Below are 19,566 nucleotides of genomic sequence, written 5' to 3' on the forward strand. Positions count from 1 at the left end.
AGCCGTGGCCGCATACGTCCTTCCCTTCGAGAAACCCGTCGTCGAGTTGGTCGAACGCGTTCGTGAGCTGCGCGAGCTCGCGACCGGCGACAAGCGCCTGCGCGCCGAGCTCCGCCGCCTCGAAGAGAAGACCGGGTGGCTCGTACGCGAGCTCTTCGCGAACCTCTCGCCCTGGCAGAAGGTGCAGCTGTGTCGGCATCCGAACCGTCCCTACACGCTCGACTACGTGGAGCGCCTCTTCCTGGATTTCCAGGAGCTCCACGGCGATCGCACCTTCGGCGAGGACGCGGCCATCGTTGCCGGCCTCGCTCGGTTTCACGGGCGCAGCGTCATGGTCCTCGGCCATCAGAAAGGTCGCGGCGCGAAGGAGAACGTGAAGCGGAACTTCGGCATGCCTCAGCCTGAGGGCTACCGGAAAGCGAGACGCCTCTACGACATGGCCGATCGCTTCGGACTGCCGGTCTTCACGTTCATCGACACGCCCGGTGCGTATCCGGGAATCGGCGCCGAGGAGCGCGGTCAAAGCGAAGCCATAGGCGCGTGCCTCGCCGCTATGGCGCGCGCCCGCGTGCCCATCGTGGCGACGATCATCGGCGAGGGCGGCAGCGGCGGCGCGCTCGCGCTGGGCGTGGCCAACGACGTGCTCGTCCTCGAATACGGCACCTACAGCGTGATCACGCCCGAAGGGTGCGCGTCGATCTTGTGGAAGGACGGTGCCCAAGCCGACAAGGCGGCGGCAGCCTTGAAGATGACGGCGCCCGATCTTCTGCGGCTTGGCGTTGTCGACTCGATCATCGAGGAGCCGGCCGGCGGCGCCCACCAAGATCCCGACGCCATCGCCCAAGCCGTCGACCGCGCGCTTCATCGGTCCCTCAAAGCGCTCCTCTCGAAGACGCCAGACGAGCTCGTTGAACACCGGTATCGGCGCTTTCGGGCCCTCGGCGCGCTCGGCGCCTGAGCCGTCAAGGCTGCCCCGGGTTGCACATAACCCGCTGAAATTGCGGCGTTAGAAGGTTTTGTTCAGGTGGGGGATCCGTTCCCTTATGTGGTGTGGTAAGCCCCACCCTCCCATGCCCCAGTCCAAGACCAGGCTCGAAGGCAAAGTCGCCATCGTTACCGGCGGCAGCCGCGGCATTGGCGAGGCCATCGCGCGCGCCTTTCTCGACGCCGGCGCGAAGGTCGTCGTGGCCTCACGCAAGGTGGAGGAGAGCTTCGCCAAGGAGCTCGGCCCCAACGCAGCGGCCGTGGCGGCGCACACCGGCAAGGAGGCCGACTGCGTGCGCCTCGTCGAAGAGACCGTGAAGCGCTTCGGCAAGGTCGACGTGCTGGTGAACAACGCGGCCGCGAATCCCTATTTCGGGCCGATGCTCAACATCGAGCAGGCCGCTTGGGACAAGACCTTCGAGGTCAACGTGAAGGGCTACTTCTTCATGACCCGCGAGGTCGCCAAGCACGCGATGGAGAAGAAGACGCCCGCCGCCATCGTGAACGTCGCGAGCGTCGCGGGCCTCATGGCGACGCCGCTGCAGGGCGCCTACGCGATGACAAAGGCCGCGGTCATTTCCATGACCAAGACGCTCGCGGTGGAGCTCGCCGGCGCCAACATTCGCGTCAACGCCATCGCGCCGGGATTCATCAAGACGAAGTTCGCGAGCGCCATCGTCGACGACAAAGACCTCTTGGCGGACGTCGTCCGGCGCACGCCGCTTGGTCGCGTCGGCGACCCGGCCGAAATCGCCGGTGGCGCGCTCTACCTCGCGAGCGACGAGGCCAGTTATTTGACAGGACACACCCTTGTGATCGACGGAGGTCTGACGATTGGCTGACAGGCTCCGCAGAGGAGGCCGTACGCCTTCCGACGCGAGGACCTTTGATTCTTCAAGGACTGTTGTGGAAGAGAGCTGAAGCGAAGTGGGGGCCCGGGTTGCTTTACGGCACCTCAGGGACGCGTGGTTCGGAAGTGCAGATGGAATCGGGCCAGATAATCGCCGGGAAGTACCGGCTCAACCAGCTCCTCGGAACGGGGGGAATGGCCCAGGTGTGGTCTGCGACCAACACGTTCACGGAGCGTCAGTTCGCCATCAAGTTCATGCTGCCAGCCATGGCGCGCACCGCCGAAGCGGCGCAGCGCTTCTTGATGGAGGCGAAGGCCTCGGCCCGCATCAATCACCCGAACATCGTCGAGATCATGGACGTCGGCCAGACCGACGAGGGCGCGCTCTTCCTCGTGATGGAGCTCTTGAGCGGCGTCTCGCTCGACACCGCGCTCCGCCGACAAAACCCGCCGATGACCATCTACGAGATGACCGTCATCATGCTCGACGTGGCGCGCGCGCTAACGGCGGCTCATCGCGCGGGCGTGGTCCATCGTGACCTCAAGCCGACGAACATCTACCTGCACAAGGATCGCGTAGGCATCGCCGTCCCCAAGGTCCTCGATTTCGGCGTAAGCAAATTCCACGACGACGGAAGCGGCTCCGGCGCGCTAACGGTGGCCGGGACCGTGCTCGGCTCTCCGCTCTACATGAGCCCGGAGCAGGCCATGGGCGCGCCTAACGTCGACGGGCGAACCGATGTCTTTGCCTTCGGCGGCATCCTCTTCGAAGCGCTCGTCGGTTTCCGCTGCTACGACGCGCCCAACTTCAACGCGCTCATCGTCACCATCGCCACGACGCAGCCGCGCAGCATCGACGAGCTCGCGCCCCACTTGCCCGAGTCCCTTCGCGCCCTCGTGCGCGACTGCCTCGTGACCGACAAGAACAAGCGCATCAAGGGTTTCGAGGAGATCGTCGAGCGGCTGTCGCTCGTGGCGTCGGTGCTGGAGCACGACCCGGCGCGGCTCCCCTCCCCGGTCACCAAAGGTCCACCTTCGGACCCCGACGCCACGAACGCGCTCCCGGCGGTCGTGCGCCCTAGCGATCGCCCGCCGTCGCTCACCGACACCGGCGTGCGGATGCCGAGCGGCAACTTCAGCGCACCGTGGACGCCCAGCGCCTCGCTCGCTCCACCGGCGGTGCGCGCTCCGGCGCCGCCGCAAGGTCTCGTGATCGGCCTCGGCGTTCTCGCGCTCGGCCTCGCCGTCGCCCTCCTCGTCATCGCGGTGACGCGCAACACGACCTCGACGCCACGAAGCATCACGCCAGCGACCACCGCCCCCGTCACGACCGCGCCCACGGCGCCGCCCTCGGCCACCTCGGTGCAAGTCGACTCGTTGCCCGGCGCGCGCGTCCGCGGCATCGGCAGCCTCGTCGTCGTCGCGCAGCCGGGCACGTGCGCGCTGTCTGTGAACGGCAGTCCGCTGGGCGCGACCCCCGTGTCGACGCAGCTCGCCGTCGGCGAGCACTCGCTCAAGTGCGACGCCGGCGGTCGCAGCAAGACCGGCAAGGTGACCGTGACGGAGGCCCAGACGGCCCGGTACCTGTTCACGTTCGATTGAACATCGTGGGCGGTGCACCTCCCCAAAGCCGCGCGCTCTTCGACCTCCTCGAGTCGGTTTGCCTCGACGCACGGGGCCGCGAGAAGGTCAGCGATCTTGCGCTCGCCGTCAGCGCCCACGGGTTGTCAGACGCCGACGGGGCCGCCCTCGGCGCGACGGGCGCGCGCCTCGGCGTGTACCGGGCGCTTGTGCGAAACAACCTCGCGCGCGTTCTCTTCCGGGTGCTCGAACGCAGCCGCGAGCTCGTGAACGCGCACCACGACGATCTCTTCGACGACACCGTCGTCCGCTTCCTGAACGATGGAGGCCCTCGTTCTGCGCGCCTTCGCGACGTACCCGGCGAGTTCACACTTTTCGCGGGGGCAACTTGGAGGCAGAACGCGTCGCTCCCGGCGTGGCCCCACGAGCTGACCACGCTGGAGCTCGCGCGCTTCCAGGCCATGGTCTGCGAGGACGACGAGGCCGTGGGCGACGCGCCGGAGCTTCACCTCCAGTCGCGGTTCGTCGCCGCCAAGGCGAGCCAGCTCCACCGCTTCACCTATTCGGTGCTCTCGGCTCTCGAGGGTAGCGACCTGGCTCCAGCCGAGGCCGAGACCTACGTCGCGGTTTGCCGCGACGACGCGTTCACGGTCCACGCGTTCGCGCTGACCGCAGCAGAACACACGCTAGTGTCCGCCCTGATGTCGGGCACGCCGCTCGGTGACGCCGTAGCGCAATTGACCGTAACCGGCACGAACGCCGCGGCTCACCTCGAGGACGCCGCGCGACTGCTCAGCCGGCTGAGCGCGGCGGGGCTATTCTCGCTGAGGCGCTGAGCGCGACCACGGCCCGAAGGCGCTCCACCTCGGCAAGCAGGGCCGCGAGCGGGGGAACGTTCTCGTCACGTTCAAGGACGACAGGAACAGGGCCGACGCGGCGCAATACCTCGCCGAGAAAATCAAGGGTTGCAGGTTGGACAGCAGCCCCGTGGGTGTCGACGACCAGACGCTCGTGCGTGAGCGGCGGCGCCGCTTCGGGTCGCGTGTCTCCCCGGTTCAGGAGCTCGCCGTCGGCAAAGTCGAACCACTCGTGGCCCGCGACGTGCACCTGCCTCACGCGAGCGAGGATTCGGTCGTCGAGCCAGACGCGAACGTCGTGGCCGAAATTGGTCGCGTTCACGATGGCGTTGTTGACGTCGAAGAGCAGATCGCAGTCCGCCTGTTCGCAGACGGCGAGCATGAACTCCGGTTCGGTCAACTCCCCTTGCCCCAGCCTGACGTAGGCGCTCACGTTCTCGACGCAGAGCGGCACGCCGATAGCGTCCCGCGCTCGCTTAACGCGCTCCGCGACGAGCGCCGCGTGCGCACGCGTCAGGGGCAGCGGCAAGAGCTCGTGGAGCACGCGACCGCCGTGGGCCGTCATGCACGCGTGATCGGAGTGCCACGGCGACCCGACAGCGGCGATGAACGCGCGGAGCTCGGCGAGGTACGCGTCATCGAGCGGTTCGACGCCTCCCAAGGACATCGTGAGTCCGTGGGTCACGACGGGGTATCGTTCGAGGGCGCGCTCGAGTGTGCGGCGAGCCGAACCGCCGCGGCCGATGTAGTTCTCTGGTGAGAGTTCGAGGAAGTCCACGGACTCGGGCGCGCGCGCCAAGAGCTCGTCGGCGAACTCCCAACGAAGGCCCAAGCCGAGCTGACCGAGGGTCATCCTTCGTCCGAGTGCGAAGCGCGAGCATGACGCGTCGATCCCAACGGAATCGAGGCAGCAGACTCGCGCATCCCTGACTCCCGGCGCTGGCTCAGATGAGCTTCTTCTTTACGTCCGTCTTGGCATCCGCAGAGCAGGTGCCGGCGCCGCAGCCGGCCTGAGCTGCCGGTGGCTTCTTGCCCGTCGGCTTCTTCGGATCGGCCTTCGCGTCCGCCTTCGCCGGCTCCGTCTTGCCCGGCTCCGTCTTGCCCGTCGCCGCTGCGGCCGGAGCGGCCGGAGGCGTCACCGCATCGGCCTTCGGGGCATCCGCCTTCGGCGCGTCGGCCTTCGGGGCCGAAGGACTCGCCGTGTCGGTCGCCGGTGCCGTGGGCGCGGCCGGGCTGGGCGCGGCGACGTCCGGCGCCTTCGGCGGCGTGAGGTCGCCGCCACCACAGGCGGCCGTGCCGCCGAGAGCCGCGAGAACGAACGCAAACTTCTGGAACGAAAGCTGACTCATTGAAGAACTCCTTGGTCTGTACTCACACGGCAGGCGGAAAAAGGAACGGCGAAGGCCCTAGGAGCCTTACGCGTCACCCTCACTTCGGTTTCGCAGATAGCTCGAGGACGATGGCAGCGTCGTTGGCCACCTTGGTCCCGAGGAGGTTAAAGGCCCCCTGCGCCAACTTGCCGAAGTTGTCTCGCGGCTTCACGTCGTGGTCCGCCAGGACAATCATCAGCGGCTTCGTGGTCTTGATGTCCACGCGCGACGGCTTGTCGGCAGGTCCGCGAAACGCGATCTGGACCTCGGCTTCACGCGCGGCCTTCTTGCCGTGCAGCGTCACCTCGCCCTTGACCTTGCCGGACACCGTTCGCACCTCGTCGGCACCATCCTTCGTGGGCGCTACCTTCGCGAGGTCGGTGACGGCAAGGCCTTCCACGCTCTTTACGGAGAAGACGATGAACTTGTTCTTCTCTCGGTCTTCCGGCGTCGCTTGAGCGCCCACCTCGAGCCACGTGAGCGCGTGTTCGGTTTGTTTGCCGTCTTTGCCCGGGTCGTTGAACGTCGAGGTCTTGAGCGTGGTGAGGTCGACCTTGACGTCCCCCTTGGTGGCCGCGAGGTTTCCGAGGTCGATCTTGAGCTCACCGCCAACGTTGCCGGCGGAAGCCTTGATGTGCTCCTTCGGAGCGTCCATGTCGATGGCGACTTTGCCGCCGGCCTCGAGCGCATAAGACCGGGCGCTCCCGCTGGCCGTCGGCGCAGCAGAAGCGGCTGGCGCAGCGGACGCGGCGGCGCCCGTAGAGGAAGCCACCGTCGCCGTCGGCGCGGGCGCGCTCTTGGGAGCGTCGTCCTTCTTGTCGCAACCGACCGCCGTGACCGCCAAGGCCAACGCCAGGATTTCCGCTTTGCTCATCGATGTCTCCGGGTAAGGGCCGCCGGTGCGGCGGGCGCTCAAGACCTATCCCCTTCTCTCCCGCTGCGGAAGCCCCTTCCCGCGCGCGCCGTGACCCGGCGAACACACCTCGTGAAGCGGACTTCACAGCGCGACGGAAGAAACGTGGATTCGTTTGCTGCGCGAAGCGGCACGCGCGGTGCTTGTGCGACCGCGTCGCGCCACCGATGTCGATGGCGGAAGCGACCCCTACGAGGCTCCCATGCGTTCTGTTTTTCGCTTCGCCCCCGTGGGCTTTCTCTCGCTCAGCACGCTCACCCTTTCTTCTGGGGCGTTGGCTGACGGGCCGAAAGCAAGCTCCACCAAGACAACGAGCGTAGAAATCCCCAACGCCGCCGCCGGCGAAAAGGCTGATCAGGAGCCCGGCTCGACCCACCTCTCGGGTCTCGAGCTCGTGCTCCGGCCGAGCTTTGGCGGCGCGCCCGCCACGTCACCCGTGCGCTATGCACCGAACGCCCAGGCGGGGCTTAGCGGCGCCGACCCCGGCGCCGTGGCCGGCGGCGCGAGCCCCTTCGGTGGGGGCTTCGTGGGGCAAGCCATGGTCGGCGCGCGTTTCCATGCGCTCGTCAGCGCAGGCTTGCGGGCTGGCTATCGCTCCGCGTCGGCCTCCGTCCAGAGCGACGGCACGACCGACCTCACGCGCAGCGCATGGGACGCCGGCCTCTACCTCCGCGCGTACCCGCTCGCCATGAGCCCCGCCATCCGCAAGCACATCGATCCGTGGGTGGGGACCGGCGTTGGCTACATGCGTGACGTCCAGTCATACAAGCGGCCCCTCGGCAACGTCAGCGTCGACTGGACGCTGGACCACCACGCCGTCGCCGTTCCCCTTGGCGTCGGTGTCGACTACCGCGTCCTTCCGATGTTGTCCGTCGGACCGTCGTTCGAGTACACGCTCGCGAACACCGTCGCCGGTTGTCTCAAGGCGTCGACCTCGGCACCGGGATTTGTGGGCTCGTCGTATTGCTCGAACGAGGATCCGGGCAAGCAGTTCGTCAAAGCCGACAGCTACGGCGTGTGGTCGGCAGGCCTCGACGTTCGCGCGACCTTCTGATTGAAACGCTAGCGAGGACCGCGGCCCGCCTTCGGCTTCTTGCTGAAGCGGGACGCGCCACCTTGGGCGGGGCGACGCGGCGGCGCGCGACCGCCGCTGTCGCGCGGCGCTGGACCGGCCGGCGGCGCGTCTCTGCGGTCGCGCGGCACGACGTCGCGGCGCGGGGGGCGGGCCCCTTCGTCGCGCGGCGGCGCCTCGGGCAGCGACCGTCGACTCGGCCTCTCGGCCTTGACAGCGTCGCGAGGCCGCGCGCCGGACGACGCGGCATCCGCGCGCGGCGCCGGCCTCTCGTTATACGCAGGGCGCGGGCCCTCGCGGCGCGGTCGCTCGCGAGCCGCTGCGTCGTGGCCGCGGGTGTCCTCGCGCGGCGGGCTGTCGCGATGCGGTGCTTCGTGAGCGGGTCGGTCCCGACGGGGGTCCTCACGGCTGGGTCCCCCGCGAGCCGGTCCATCACGACGCGGGCCATCTTGCCGCGGTCCGTCTCGACGCGGACCATCCCCGCGCGGGGCGTCAAAGCGCGGACCTCGTGGCCCGGGCGGTGCGTCACGCCGCGGGCCTTCGGGGCGCGGCCCCTCGTGGCGCGGCCCCTCGTGACGCGGCCCCTCGTGACGGGACGTGGAGCGTGGCCCGCGCTCGGGCGACGGGCCGCGATCGGCCGCGATGGTCACGCGACGATCGCGCGGATCCGGCTCCGCCGCGGCGCTCGAAAACTCGGCGGCCACAGACCGCGCCACGTCGACCGTCGACCACGTGGGACCGATGCGAATGGCGCCGACGCTGCGACTCTGAATGCCTCCGCGGCGGCAAACCATCGCGAGCAGACGACGCGGATCGGCGCCGTGAACCGAGCCCCACGTGACTCGGAAAGGCACCCAATCGCCGGCGGCGGGGCGCGGCCCCCGCTCATCGTTGGCCGAGGGCAGGCGTCGTCGCGATTCGCGCTCGCGGGGAACGGGCGCGTCAACGGGCGTCACGTCGCGCGGCGCCGGCAGGCGGGCGAAGTCGCCACGCATGAGGAGGCGACGGAGCACGGGCTCGACGTTGGGGACCTCAGCGAGGCGCTTGGCGAGCGCACCGAGGCGCGGGTCCATGGCTTCGTCCGCACCTTCCGCCGTGAGCTCGGCGACGAAGCTCTCGCGAAGACGCGCCTCGATGACTTCGCGAGCTTCGAGCGGCTCGACGCGCGACGTGACCTTGGCCTCGGAGAGCACCCGGCGCACGCGCAAGAGCTCCCGCGGCGCCACCAGCACGTGGCTCGTGCCGCGCCGACCGGCGCGCCCCGTGCGACCGCTGCGGTGCGTATAAGCGTCCGGCTCCGTGGGCGGCGAATAATGCACGACGCGATCGACGGCCGCGACGTCGAGACCGCGGGCGGCGACATCGGTGGCGACGAGGACGTTGAGCTCACCCTGCTTGAAGGCGGCAAGCGCGCGGTTGCGCTCTCGCTGTTCCATGTCGCCGGAGAGCGCGGCGACGCGAAAGTTCGCGCGCCTAAGCTCCTCGGAGAGATCGGACACTTCGGCGCGTGTCCGGGCGAACACGATGGAGCGACCGTCGTGATCGGAGAGCAGCAGGTTGACGAGACCGGCAAAACGCTCGTGGGCCGGCACAAGGTGCAGGAGATGTTCGATGTCGAGGTTGGCGTCGCCGAGGCGCGTGCCCTCGACGTGCAGCGGCTCCGTCTGGACGCGATTGGCGAGCGCCGCCACGTCGCGAGGAAAGGTCGCCGAGACAAGGTGGGTGCGGCGCCCCGCCGGCGCGCGTCCGATGATCTTCTCCAGGTCCTCTCGGAAACCGAGGTCGAGCATGCGGTCCGCTTCGTCGATCACGATGGCGAGGAGCCCGGCGGGATCGATGCTGCCTCGATCGAGGTGGTCGACGAGTCGGCCCGGCGTTCCGACGACGATCGTCGGGTCGGAGCCAAGCGCGCGGCGCTCGAGGCCGTAGCTGGAGCCACCGGTTACGACGGCGACACGAACGGCCATGGCCGCGAAGAGCCAGCGAAGCTCGCTCTCGACCTGACGTGCCAGCTCGCGTGTCGGCGTGATCACCAGCGCGGTTGGTCGCCCGGCGGCCGACTTTGGGCTCTCGTGCGCAAGAGCGGCGGCCACCAGGTGCCTGAGCAAGAGCCCAATGGCGACGGTCTTCCCGGACCCCGTTTGCGACGTCATGCGGACGTCGCGCTCGGTGACCCCGTCTTCGAGGACCGCGAGCTGCACCGGCGTCAGCTCTGCGTAGCCCTTCTTTTCGAGTGCTTCGCTGAGTGCGGGACCGAGGGCTTCTTTGGTGTGGTCGTCCACGACGCCTCGTAGCAGCGCCGGACGCCCCTCGCGAGGAGATTCGGTGTTTCCGCGAAGATAGGCTGGGCGCTTATGCTCTGGGAATGAGACGACTCATTCTACTCGTAGCCGTCTCCTGTGGGCTCGACGCTCGTACGCCGGAGCTGCTGCCTGCCACGGCCGGCTCGCAGCGCCTTCCCGCACCAAACAAGCGGACCGAGACGCTGCTCACGAGCTGGCGCTTCTCACCTGACGAACCATCGGCAGCCCGCGAGCCGGCCTTCGACGATTCACAGTGGGGCGCCGTCGCGGTGCCGCACACCTGGAACACCAAGCGGGCGCCTTTCGTCACGTTGCCCCGGGCCTGGTACCGCACCTCGCTCTCGTCGGAGGGGCCGTTGGCGCCCGTCACCTACCTGATATTCGAAGGCGTCGGCACCGTGGCCGAAGTCTTCATGGACGGCACGCGCCTCGGCGAACACCGCGGCGCGTACACGCGTTTTGTGTTCGACGCGACGAGCGCCCTCGCCCAGTCCGGTCCGCACGTCATCGCGGTCCGCGTCGACAACACCGACGAGGGCACCGACGACTGCCTGCCGCGCCTCGCGCTGGCGCACAACTACTACAAGCCCTACGGCGGCATCTATCGGAAGGTCCGCGTGCTCGCGGCCGACGCCATTCACGTGGAGCCGATGCACGGAACCACAGGCGTCGACGTAACCTCGACCGACGTCAGCGAAGGTCTGGCCACGCTCAACGTTGCGACGCCGCTCCGAAACACGCTCGACGTCGACGTCGATGCCGACGTGGTGCATCGCGTGACGGCACCCGACGGCACACGCGTCCTGGAGCATCGCACCAGCGTGCGCGTCGCGCGCCGCGGCCGATTGCGCGCGGAGGCCTCTCTCCGAATCGAGCGTCCGACGCTTTGGCAGCTCGGCAAGGGCGCGCTCTACCGCATCGACACCGAAATTGAGGCCGACGGCGCCGTCCGCGACAGCGTGGCGACGCGCGTTGGCCTCCGCGCGTGGTCCTTTGGCCCCGACGGCGCGCGCCTGAACGGCAGCCGGGTGGCCCTGCGAGGAATCAACAAGCACCAGGAGACGGAAGCGCACCTCGCGGCGGTCAACGACGACGAACTCCGCGCTGAATGGCGAACGCTGCAGGAGCTGGGCGTCAACTTCGTGCGCTTGGCGCACTATCCGCATGCGGAACTCGAGCTCGAGTTGGCGGACGAGCTGGGCGTGGCGCTTTGGGTCGAAAACGGCTTCTCGACGCCGGGTCCGTGGACGGCGACGGGGGACCGCATCACGCGTGACATGGTCCGCCAGTCCAAGAGTCACCCGAGCGTCATGTTTTACAGCGTGGGCAATGAAGTCATCGACTCGCGCTTGGGACCGGAAGCGCAGGACGCCGCCACGCGGTACGCCGCTGCCGTCAAGGAAGAGGACACCACACGAACGGTGGTCTACGCCAACAACGCAGACTTCTTCGGTGCCGCCCCCATCGACGCGGTGGCGCACAACGTCTACCCCGGCTGGTACGGCGGAACGCCTTGGGACTTTGACACCCTCGCCAGCGAACGAAAGCTCATCTCCGAGACCGGTGGCCGTTCGGTGGTCACGCATCACACCGACTATGCCGACGCGGCCCTCAAGCTCGCGACCTTCGAGCCCGAAGAGTGGCTGCAGCGCATTGTGGAGAGCCACACCCAGGTGGCCTTCCGCGATCGGGCGCAGGACACCGCGATGTTCACCTGGTGGGTCTTTCGGGACTTTCTGCTCGACGGTCGGCCCAAGGGCGTCAACGACAGCGGCATCATCAGTTTCGACGGCGCCTACAGGAAGGATGCCTTCTACTTGCTCCAGGCGTTTCTGAGGCCGACGCATCCGGTGCTCCGAACGACCAGCCAGCCCTATTTCTTGCGGCGCGGGCGCCGAGACAACGGCATTAAGGTCTACTCAAACCGGCCGGCGCTTCGCCTCTTCGTCAACGACGTAGACCATGGCACGCGTGCCAACGGCGACTACCGCGCCCCCGCCGACCGCCGCGTCGACAACGTCTTCTACTGGCCCGCTCCGCTACGCGACGGATTGAACGAGGTCTTGGTCACCGACGGCGCGGGCACCGAGGAGCGCTCGCGCATCTTCTACGCGACACCAACCACTCCAGCGACGGCCCCTGCCGATCCCATCACGGACCTCTCCGCTTCCAACGCGGGCAACCGCCCCTACTTCGTGGGCGTACCGCCGTGGAGCGGCGGCCCCGTCTTCTACGACCTTGACGGCACCGCCGACAACACCTTCGCGGATGTGCCGGCGGAGCTCCTCGCCGCGGCGCGAATTGCCACCATGCGCACGAGCAAAGCCGGCACTACGACCGGCCTCCGTTTCCGGGTTGCCGCCGGTGTGCCGCACTTGTCGGTGTTTGCGATCGCCGCACCGGGCACCACACTCCCTGCGTTCACGCCCCTGCGCAACGTGCGCTGGCGTGATGACGCGATGGATCTCGTCACCGCCGTGCTCGCCAAGCGCGAGGCCAGCGCCGGCACGGAGGTTGTCGTCCCTGAGCAGACCACGGACTACGCGCTCTTCGTCACCGTCCCCTAACAGCGAGCAGCCGCCTCGGGCGCGGCGAGCAGCGCTGCGAGCCCCGAGCGCCCGCGTCGCTCACGGCAACCGAAGATGCCCTTGCAGCAGCCCGAACGTCGCGCCCGCAAGCAGCGGCCACAGCGTCCCGTCGGAAGGCCGCCAGCGGCGCCAGCCGAAGACGACGACGGCGAACGCGGTGGCCGCCACACCGTGAACGCCAACGCGATAGACCGAATACGCTGCCGCGAGGATGGCACCCACGACGGCGACGGACACACCGGAGAAGAACGCGCGGAGGCGAGGGCGCGCCTCGAGCGACGGCAGGCTGCGCGCGACGAGCAACGAAAGGATGAGCGGCGGCAAGAAGACCCCCGCCGTCGCGGCGAGCGCCCCCGGGAAGCCCGCGGCTCGGTAGCCAAGGAACGTCGAGCAAGCGGCGATGGGGCCGGGCGTCAATTGGGAGAAGGCAATGGCGTCGGAGAAGCTCGCGCCGTCGACCCACCCCCGCCCAACGACTTCGCGCTCGATGGCGGGGATCATCGCGACGCCGCCGCCGAACGTGGCGAGGCTGATCTTCGCGAAGGAGAAGAAGAGCCCCGTCGAGAGCGGCACCGCGGCGGGCGCCGCGAGCAGGAAGGGCGAGCGATCGTCGCCACGGTCGCGCGAGAGGTGGCGCTCCCGCGTAAGAACGGGCCCGTGCACGAAAACGCCATAAAGGCCGGCGAACACGACCAACTCGAGGAGGCCGACGACCTGCGTGGCGAGGCAACCAAAGGTGACGACCAAGACGACGAGATCGAGGCGACGCTTCACGGCGGCGGGACGAAGCTCCTCGGCGACCGCGGCCACAATCCCCACAACGGCCGCGGCGATGCCGGCCAGCGCCGCGCCGACGGCCGGCACGCCGCGGAGCCGCCCGTAAGACGCGGCGAGGAGCAGCATGAGGATGCTCCCCGGCAGGAGAAAACAAAAGACCGCGAGGGCACCGACGAGCGGTCCCTTTTGCCGCGCGCCAACGACAGCCATGAGGTTGGCCGCGTTGGTGCCTGGCAGCGCCGCCGTCACGGCCAACACGGCCGCGAAAGCCTCCGTCGACATCCAGCCGTATTCGTCAACGACCTTCTGCTTGATGCGGGCGATGATCGCGAAGCCGCCCCCGAATGCGACGGCTCCGATGGAGAGAGCCAACCAAAGGACCGCGAGCGTCGAGACATCCTTCTGCCGCGGGTTCGCTTGCACGAGGCGCGCATGTTCGCGTGCCGCGGCGGCGGTCCAAAGGACTTTTCACACGAACTGCGCCGCCTCCGTTGATTCCGTCAGCGCGAGCGTCGAGGCCTTCCCAGCGCTCAGCACCTCGGTCACCTGATCGAAGTAGCCGGTGCCGACTTCGCGCTGATGCCGCGTCGCGGTGTAGCCGTCCTTCTCAGCGGAGAATTCGGCCTGTTGGAGCTCCGAGTAGGCGGCCATACCGCGATCCTTGTACTTCCGAGCGAGCTCGTACATCGAGTAGTTGAGCGAGTGGAAGCCGGCGAGGGTGACGAACTGGAACTTGTAGCCCATGGCCCCTAGCTCGCGCTGGAACTTGGCGATGGTCGCGTCGTCGAGGTTCTTTCGCCAGTTGAAGGACGGCGAGCAGTTGTAGGCCAACAGCTTGTTCGGGTAGCGCGCGCGAATGGCCTCGGCGAAGCGCTTTGCCTCCGCGAGATCCGGCGTCGACGTCTCGCACCAGATGAGGTCCGCGTAGGGCGCGTAGGCGAGGCCGCGCGCGATGGCGCAGTCGAGGCCACCCTTGAGATGAAAGAAGCCTTCTGGCGTTCGCGCGCCGCGCTCGATGAACGGCTGGTCGCGCTCATCGATGTCGCTCGTGAGGAGCCGCGCGCTCTGGGCGTCGGTCCGCGCGATGAGGAGCGTGGAGACGTCGAGCACGTCGGCCGCGAGACGAGCCGCCGCGAGCGTGCGGATGAACTGACTCGTCGGCACGAGGACCTTGCCGCCCATGTGGCCGCACTTCTTCTCGGCGGCCAGTTGGTCTTCAAAGTGAACGCCGGAAGCGCCCGCTTCGATCATCGACTTCATGAGTTCGAAGGCGTTGAGGGGCCCGCCGAAGCCAGCCTCGGCGTCGGCGATGAGCGGCGCGAACCAATAGCGCTCGCCCTTGCCCTCGGCGTGATCGATTTGATCGGCGCGCGTCAACGCTGCGTTGATGCGCGAGACCACGTTGGGGACGCTGTCGACGGGGTAGAGGCTCTGGTCCGGGTACATCTGGCCCGACGTGTTGGCGTCGGCGGCGACTTGCCAGCCGCTCACGTAGATGGCCGAGAGGCCCGCGCGCACCATCTGCACCGCCTGGTTACCGGAGAGGGCGCCTAAGGCCGCGACGTAGTCCTCGCTGTGAAGGAGGTTCCACAGGCGGCGGGCGCCGACCTCCGCGAGCGTATGGGACACCCTCATGGAGCCGCGCAGCCGCTGAACGTCGCCCGGCGTGTAGGGCCGGAGGATGCCCGCAAAGCGCTGCGGACTTTGCTCGGACGTGTAGGCGGTCTTTAGGACGGGCAAGGCGGCTGCGCTCATGGGTAGCTCTCCTCTTTGACAAGTGCGGATGGGGACAACTCGGTGAATGTGCACATCGTTTACATTGATGCCGCGCAAGACGCCGCCGCCGTTGCAGCGGCGTTCGGCGCGCCTCAGGACAAATCGCCGTAGGCCGGCAGTGTCAGGAAGTCCTCGAAGGGTTCGGTGGTGGCGACCTTGAGGAAGAGCTCTTTGGCGCGAGGGAAGTGCCCACGCTCGAAGCGCTCGGCGCCGACCTCGCCGCGAATCCGGGCGAGCTCTTCGTCGACGACGCTCGCGACGAACGCGGCAGTCACGACCGGGCCGCCATCGAGCGTCACGCCGTGGTGAAGCCACTGCCAGATCTGGGCTCGGCTGATCTCCGCCGTCGCCGCGTCTTCCATGAGGTCATAGAGCGGCACGCACCCTTGGCCGCCGAGCCAAGCCTCGAGGTACTGAATGCCGACGCGGACGTTGTGACGGAGGCCCGCTTCGGTCCGCTTGCCACCGGGCACCGCCAGGAGAGCGCTCTGCGAGGGCGAGACGTCGTCGCGCGCGCGCGCAATTTGGTGCGCTCCCGGCATGTGCTCGTCGAAGACGGCGCGCGCGATGGCGATGAGGCCGGGGTGCGCGACCCACGTGCCGTCGTGCCCGGCCTGGACCTCACGGAGCTTGTCGGCCCTCACCTTTTCGAGCGACTGCTCGTTCCTCGCCGCGTCGCCCTTGATGGGGATCTGCGCGGCCATTCCGCCCATGGCGTGAATGCCTCGTCGATGGCAGGTCTTGATGAGCAGCTCGCTGTAAGCCAGCAAGAACGCCTCGCCCATGGTGACCAACGCGCGATCCGGCAAGATGCGGTCGGCGTGCGTGCCGAGCTTCTTGATGAAGCTGAAGATGTAGTCCCAGCGGCCGCAGTTGAGCCCGGCGGAGCGCTCCCGCAGCTCGAAGAGGATCTCGTCCATCTCGAAGGCCGCCGGCAACGTCTCGATGAGGACCGTCGCGCGAACCGAGGCGGCGGGGACACCGACCGCCGCTTCGGCGAAGGCGAAGACCTGGTTCCAGATTCGCGCCTCGCGGTGGCTCTCGAGCTTCGGAACGTAGAAATACGACCCCGTACCGCGAACCAACAGCTCCTTGGCATTATGAAAAAAGAAGAGTCCGAAGTCGAAGAGGCTGCCCGGTGCCGGTCGGCCGTCGACAACGAAGTGCCGCTCCGGCAGGTGGAGACCGCGAGGTCGGACGAAGAGCGTCGCCGTCTTCTCAGGGAGGGCGTAGCGCTTGCCGGTCTCGGGCGCCGTGAAGTCGATTTGCCGGCGGACCGCGTCGAAGAGGTTCTGCTGCCCGGCCAGGAGGTTGTCCCAAGTCGGCGCCGTCGCATCCTCGAAGTCCGCCATGAAGACGTTCGCGCCCGACCCGAGGGCGTTGACGATCATCTTGCGATCGACGGGACCAGTGATCTCCACGCGTCGGTCCTCGAGGTCTCTGGGGATGGGCGCCACACGCCAAGAAGCGTCCTCGCGAACGGAGCGCGTCTCCGGCAAGAAGTCCGGGAGGGCGCCTCCGTCGAAGGCGCGCTTCCGCTCGGCGCGCGCCAGGAGAGCCTCGTCGATGGCCGGCCGGAAGCGACGCACCAAGTCGGCGAGGAACGAGCGAGCCCCTTCCGTGAGCAGGTGCTCGAAAGCCGCAAGGCTCGCGGGCGCGTCCGTCACGACAACCCCGCTCACCACAACCCCGGTCGACGCGTTGGTAGGTGTCATGTTGCGATGCGTTGAAAATGCAGTAAAGGCCCGGCGAGTTCAATAGACCTCGCGGAAACGCGTGTTGACGCCTGTCAACGACAACCAGTAAAACTGTCAATCATGTCGATTTCTAAGGTCGATGGGGGCCCAAAGCTGGGCGCCAAAGTGCGCGCGCTGCGGCGTCGCGAGGGGCTGACGCAAGTGCAGCTCGCCGAAAAGCTCGCCGTGTCGCCCTCTTACCTAAACCTCATTGAGGGCAGCAAGCGCCCCTTGCCCGCCGGCCTGCTCATCAAGCTCGCTCAACTCTTCCACGTCGATCTCGAGTCCTTCGCGGCCGACGATGACGCGAGGCTCGTCGCCGATTTGCTCGAGGTCTTCGCCGATCCGCTCTTCGACGCCCACTCGCTCACCAACGCGGACGTACGCGAGATGGCGCAGGCGAGTCCCGCCGCCGCGCGCGCGGTTCTCGGGCTCTACCGCGCCTACGCCGGTGCGCGTCAGTCCGCCGAATCGCTCTCCTCAAAGCTCACGGACGGCGACGAGTCGGCGGGCATCGCGACGTCCATTTTGCCGTCGGAGGAGGTGAGCGACTTCATCCAGAAGCACATGAACCACTTTCCCGAGCTTGAGGAGAGCGCCGAAGACCTGTGGCGTCGCGCGAAGCTCGAAGGCGAGGACCTCTACACGGGGCTGGTTCGGCACCTCGGCGAGACTCGCGGCGTCACCGTGCGCATCGCGCGAACCGGCGTTGAACGAGACACGCTCCGAAAATTCGACGCCGAGCGACGGGTTCTCGCCCTGAGCGAGCTCTTGCCCACGCGGAGTCGGGTTTTCCAGCTCGCCCACCAGACCTGCCTGGTGCTCGAACGCGATCTTCTCGACCGGCTCGTGAAGGATCCCATCTTGACGAGCGACGAGGCGCGCGCGCTCGGGCGCGTCACGCTCGCCAACTACTTCGCCGGCGCGGTCATCATGCCCTACGAGCCCTTCTTGCGAGCCGCGCGCGAGGAGCGCTACGACATCGACGTGCTCGGCCGGCGCTTTCGCGTGGGCTTCGAGCAGGCATCGCACCGCCTAACGACGATGCGAAGAGCCGGCGCCGAGGGCGTCCCGTTCCACATGATCCGCATCGACGTCGCCGGCAACATCTCGAAGCGCTTCAGCGCGTCGGGGATCCGCTTCGCACGCTTCGCCGGCGTCTGCCCGCGCTGGAACGTCTTCGCGGCGTTCCTCACGCCGGGCATGATCCGCATCCAGCTCTCGCGCATGCCTGACGGCATCACGTACTTCTGCATCGCGCGCACCATTCACAAGGACAGCGGCGGCTACCACGCGCAGCACCCTGTGCAGGCCATCGGCCTCGGCTGCCGCGTCGAGCACGCGCGGGAGCTCATCTACTCGGAAGGCGTCGACTTGGACAACAAGCGCGCCCCGGTACCAGTGGGCGTCACGTGCCGAACGTGCGATCGGTCCGACTGCGATCAGCGCGCCCTTCCCTCGCTGCGTCATCCGCTCCAGATCGACGAGAACATCCGAGGCACGAGCCTGTACCGAATGGCGGAGCGCCCTTGACGACGGTTCCGCCCTCGCTCGTCGGCGGCGTGCGTCTCCTGTCGCTCGACGCCGGCAACACCGTCGTCTTCTTCGACCACGCTCGCCTCGCGAGCATTTGTGAGGCCGCGGGCCATGCCGTCGGGCGCTTCGACCTCGAGGCCGCCGAGGGGCGCGCGAAGCGTCGCCACCTTGACGACGCGATGGAGACCGTCGCCTGGGCGCACGACGGCGCCCCCGGCGCCCGCGCCTGGGGCCAGATGATCGGCACGCTCGTGGTCGAGGCCGGCGCGCCTCGCGCCGCCGTCCGAGTGATCCTCGAGCGCGCGTGGGCCGGGCACGTGCGCAAAAACCTGTGGTCTGTTGTCCCCGAAGGCTTGCGCCACGCGCTGGCGTGGCTCGCCTCCACCGGCGTCAAACTGGGCGTCGTGTCGAACTCGGAAGGAATGCTCGACGCGCTCTTCCGGAACCTAGCGCTCCGCGAGCTCTTCCACGTCTTCCTCGACAGCGGCGTCGTCGGCGTCGAAAAGCCAGACCCTCGCATTTTCGATATGGTGCGGGCCCCCTTCGGCTTTGCCGCCGACGAGGTCCTGCACCTGGGCGACATGGTGTCGACAGACATCGTAGGTGCACGCCGAGCGGGTATGCGCGCCGCGCTCATCGATCCCTTTGGGCACTTTGACGCGCTGGAGCCAGACGTGACACGCGTCGAGAGCGTCGTCGCCGTTGTCGAAGCGATGCTGGCCAGCTCCGCGCGTTAGCGCGCGCTCGGACCTCGCGCCCCGCTCTACGTCTTGGGCAGCAGCTGATCGACGAGCATCATCAACTGGTCGCTCGAGAGCGGCTTTTGCAGGAAGCCGTTGGCGCCGGCGTCGCGCCCCCGTGTCTTCAAGTCGTCGGCGCGGTCCCCCGTCACGAGGATCACGGGCACCGTTCGCACCGCCTCGAGTTCGTGGACACGCACCGCACGGACAAAGGTCAACCCGTCCATCTTTGGCATGTTGATGTCGGCGATGATCAGGTCAACCGGTTGCGACGACAGGATCTCGAGGGCGCGTGCGGCACCGGGGCAGTCGATGAAGGAGAAGCCGCGGCCCATCAAGTAGACCTTGAGGATCTCTCTCATCGTCGCGCTGTCGTCGATCAGGAGGATCTGCTTCACCATTCGGACACCTCAGGTTAGCGAAATGCTGGGCCTGCGCGGAATTTCTTTGCGCCACGGGCCGGCGCGCGGCTTCGTCGTGTGT

General features: G+C 67.9%; 16 protein-coding genes. 8 read left to right on the forward strand and 8 right to left on the reverse strand.

Annotation, left to right across the window (positions count from 1 at the left end):
• The first annotated feature begins 4 nt into the window (after positions 1–4).
• The 4 genes from IPG50_05850 to IPG50_05865 all read left to right on the forward strand — a co-directional run bounded on the left by IPG50_05850 (position 5) and on the right by IPG50_05865 (position 4,251).
• Positions 5–958 carry an acetyl-CoA carboxylase carboxyltransferase subunit alpha gene (locus IPG50_05850; GenBank protein ID MBK6691716.1) on the forward strand — a complete coding sequence of 318 codons (954 nt, stop codon included), beginning with the start codon at positions 5–7 and terminating at the stop codon, positions 956–958.
• Positions 959–1,070: 112 nt separating this feature from the next.
• Positions 1,071–1,826 carry a glucose 1-dehydrogenase gene (locus tag IPG50_05855; protein MBK6691717.1) on the forward strand — a complete coding sequence of 252 codons (756 nt, stop codon included), beginning with the start codon at positions 1,071–1,073 and terminating at the stop codon, positions 1,824–1,826.
• Between the two features lie 140 nt (positions 1,827–1,966).
• Entirely contained in the window at positions 1,967–3,436 is a 1,470-nt protein-coding gene (locus tag IPG50_05860) for a serine/threonine protein kinase (GenBank protein MBK6691718.1), read from the forward strand.
• Positions 3,433–4,251, forward strand: a complete 819-nt coding sequence (locus IPG50_05865) for a putative DNA-binding domain-containing protein (protein ID MBK6691719.1) — start codon at positions 3,433–3,435, stop codon at positions 4,249–4,251. Before IPG50_05860 ends, IPG50_05865 begins: the two co-directional genes overlap by 4 nt.
• Here the strand turns inward: IPG50_05865 and IPG50_05870 are convergent.
• From IPG50_05870 to IPG50_05880, 3 genes are all read right to left on the reverse strand, one after another.
• Complete coding sequence (locus IPG50_05870) at positions 4,208–5,125, reverse strand: DUF692 domain-containing protein (GenBank protein MBK6691720.1); 918 nt, start codon at positions 5,123–5,125, stop codon at positions 4,208–4,210. The two genes, IPG50_05865 and IPG50_05870, sit on opposite strands and share 44 nt — an antisense overlap.
• A gap of 91 nt (positions 5,126–5,216) precedes the next feature.
• Complete coding sequence (locus IPG50_05875; protein MBK6691721.1) at positions 5,217–5,621, reverse strand: hypothetical protein; 405 nt, start codon at positions 5,619–5,621, stop codon at positions 5,217–5,219.
• A gap of 79 nt (positions 5,622–5,700) precedes the next feature.
• The gene (locus IPG50_05880; protein MBK6691722.1) at positions 5,701–6,516 is read right to left on the reverse strand and encodes a hypothetical protein; all 816 of its coding nucleotides are present in this window, start codon (positions 6,514–6,516) and stop codon (positions 5,701–5,703) included.
• Positions 6,517–6,757: 241 nt separating this feature from the next.
• Between IPG50_05880 and IPG50_05885 the strand changes: the two genes are divergently transcribed.
• Positions 6,758–7,609: a hypothetical protein gene (locus tag IPG50_05885; GenBank protein ID MBK6691723.1), complete on the forward strand. Its 852-nt coding sequence runs from the start codon at positions 6,758–6,760 to the stop codon at positions 7,607–7,609.
• A gap of 8 nt (positions 7,610–7,617) precedes the next feature.
• Here the strand turns inward: IPG50_05885 and IPG50_05890 are convergent, their stop codons facing one another.
• The gene (locus IPG50_05890; GenBank protein ID MBK6691724.1) at positions 7,618–9,909 is read right to left on the reverse strand and encodes a DEAD/DEAH box helicase; all 2,292 of its coding nucleotides are present in this window, start codon (positions 9,907–9,909) and stop codon (positions 7,618–7,620) included.
• 83 nt (positions 9,910–9,992) lie between these two features.
• Here IPG50_05890 and IPG50_05895 point away from each other — a divergent pair, with 83 nt between their 5' ends.
• Positions 9,993–12,497, forward strand: a complete 2,505-nt coding sequence (locus IPG50_05895; GenBank protein ID MBK6691725.1) for a hypothetical protein — start codon at positions 9,993–9,995, stop codon at positions 12,495–12,497.
• Between the two features lie 60 nt (positions 12,498–12,557).
• Here IPG50_05895 and chrA read toward each other — a convergent pair whose 3' ends face one another.
• The 3 genes from chrA to aceB all read right to left on the reverse strand — a co-directional run bounded on the left by chrA (position 12,558) and on the right by aceB (position 16,786).
• Complete coding sequence (gene chrA, locus IPG50_05900; GenBank protein ID MBK6691726.1) at positions 12,558–13,718, reverse strand: chromate efflux transporter; 1,161 nt, start codon at positions 13,716–13,718, stop codon at positions 12,558–12,560.
• A gap of 45 nt (positions 13,719–13,763) precedes the next feature.
• Positions 13,764–15,050 (reverse strand): isocitrate lyase, encoded by a 1,287-nt coding sequence (gene aceA / locus IPG50_05905; protein MBK6691727.1) that lies wholly within the window; start codon positions 15,048–15,050, stop codon positions 13,764–13,766.
• A 113-nt stretch (positions 15,051–15,163) separates the two neighbouring features.
• Positions 15,164–16,786, reverse strand: coding sequence for a malate synthase A (gene aceB, locus IPG50_05910; GenBank protein ID MBK6691728.1), 1,623 nt, complete (start codon positions 16,784–16,786; stop codon positions 15,164–15,166).
• Positions 16,787–16,888: 102 nt separating this feature from the next.
• Here aceB and IPG50_05915 point away from each other — a divergent pair, with 102 nt between their 5' ends.
• Positions 16,889–18,340 carry a DUF2083 domain-containing protein gene (locus IPG50_05915; protein MBK6691729.1) on the forward strand — a complete coding sequence of 484 codons (1,452 nt, stop codon included), beginning with the start codon at positions 16,889–16,891 and terminating at the stop codon, positions 18,338–18,340.
• Positions 18,337–19,080: an HAD family hydrolase gene (locus IPG50_05920; protein ID MBK6691730.1), complete on the forward strand. Its 744-nt coding sequence runs from the start codon at positions 18,337–18,339 to the stop codon at positions 19,078–19,080. Before IPG50_05915 ends, IPG50_05920 begins: the two co-directional genes overlap by 4 nt.
• A gap of 26 nt (positions 19,081–19,106) precedes the next feature.
• Here the strand turns inward: IPG50_05920 and IPG50_05925 are convergent, their stop codons facing one another.
• Positions 19,107–19,484 (reverse strand): response regulator, encoded by a 378-nt coding sequence (locus IPG50_05925; protein ID MBK6691731.1) that lies wholly within the window; start codon positions 19,482–19,484, stop codon positions 19,107–19,109.
• Positions 19,485–19,566: the final 82 nt, after the last annotated feature.

This window comes from Myxococcales bacterium (genome assembly GCA_016703425.1).
In the GTDB taxonomy this organism is placed as follows: Bacteria; Myxococcota_A; Polyangia; order Polyangiales; family Polyangiaceae; genus JADJCA01.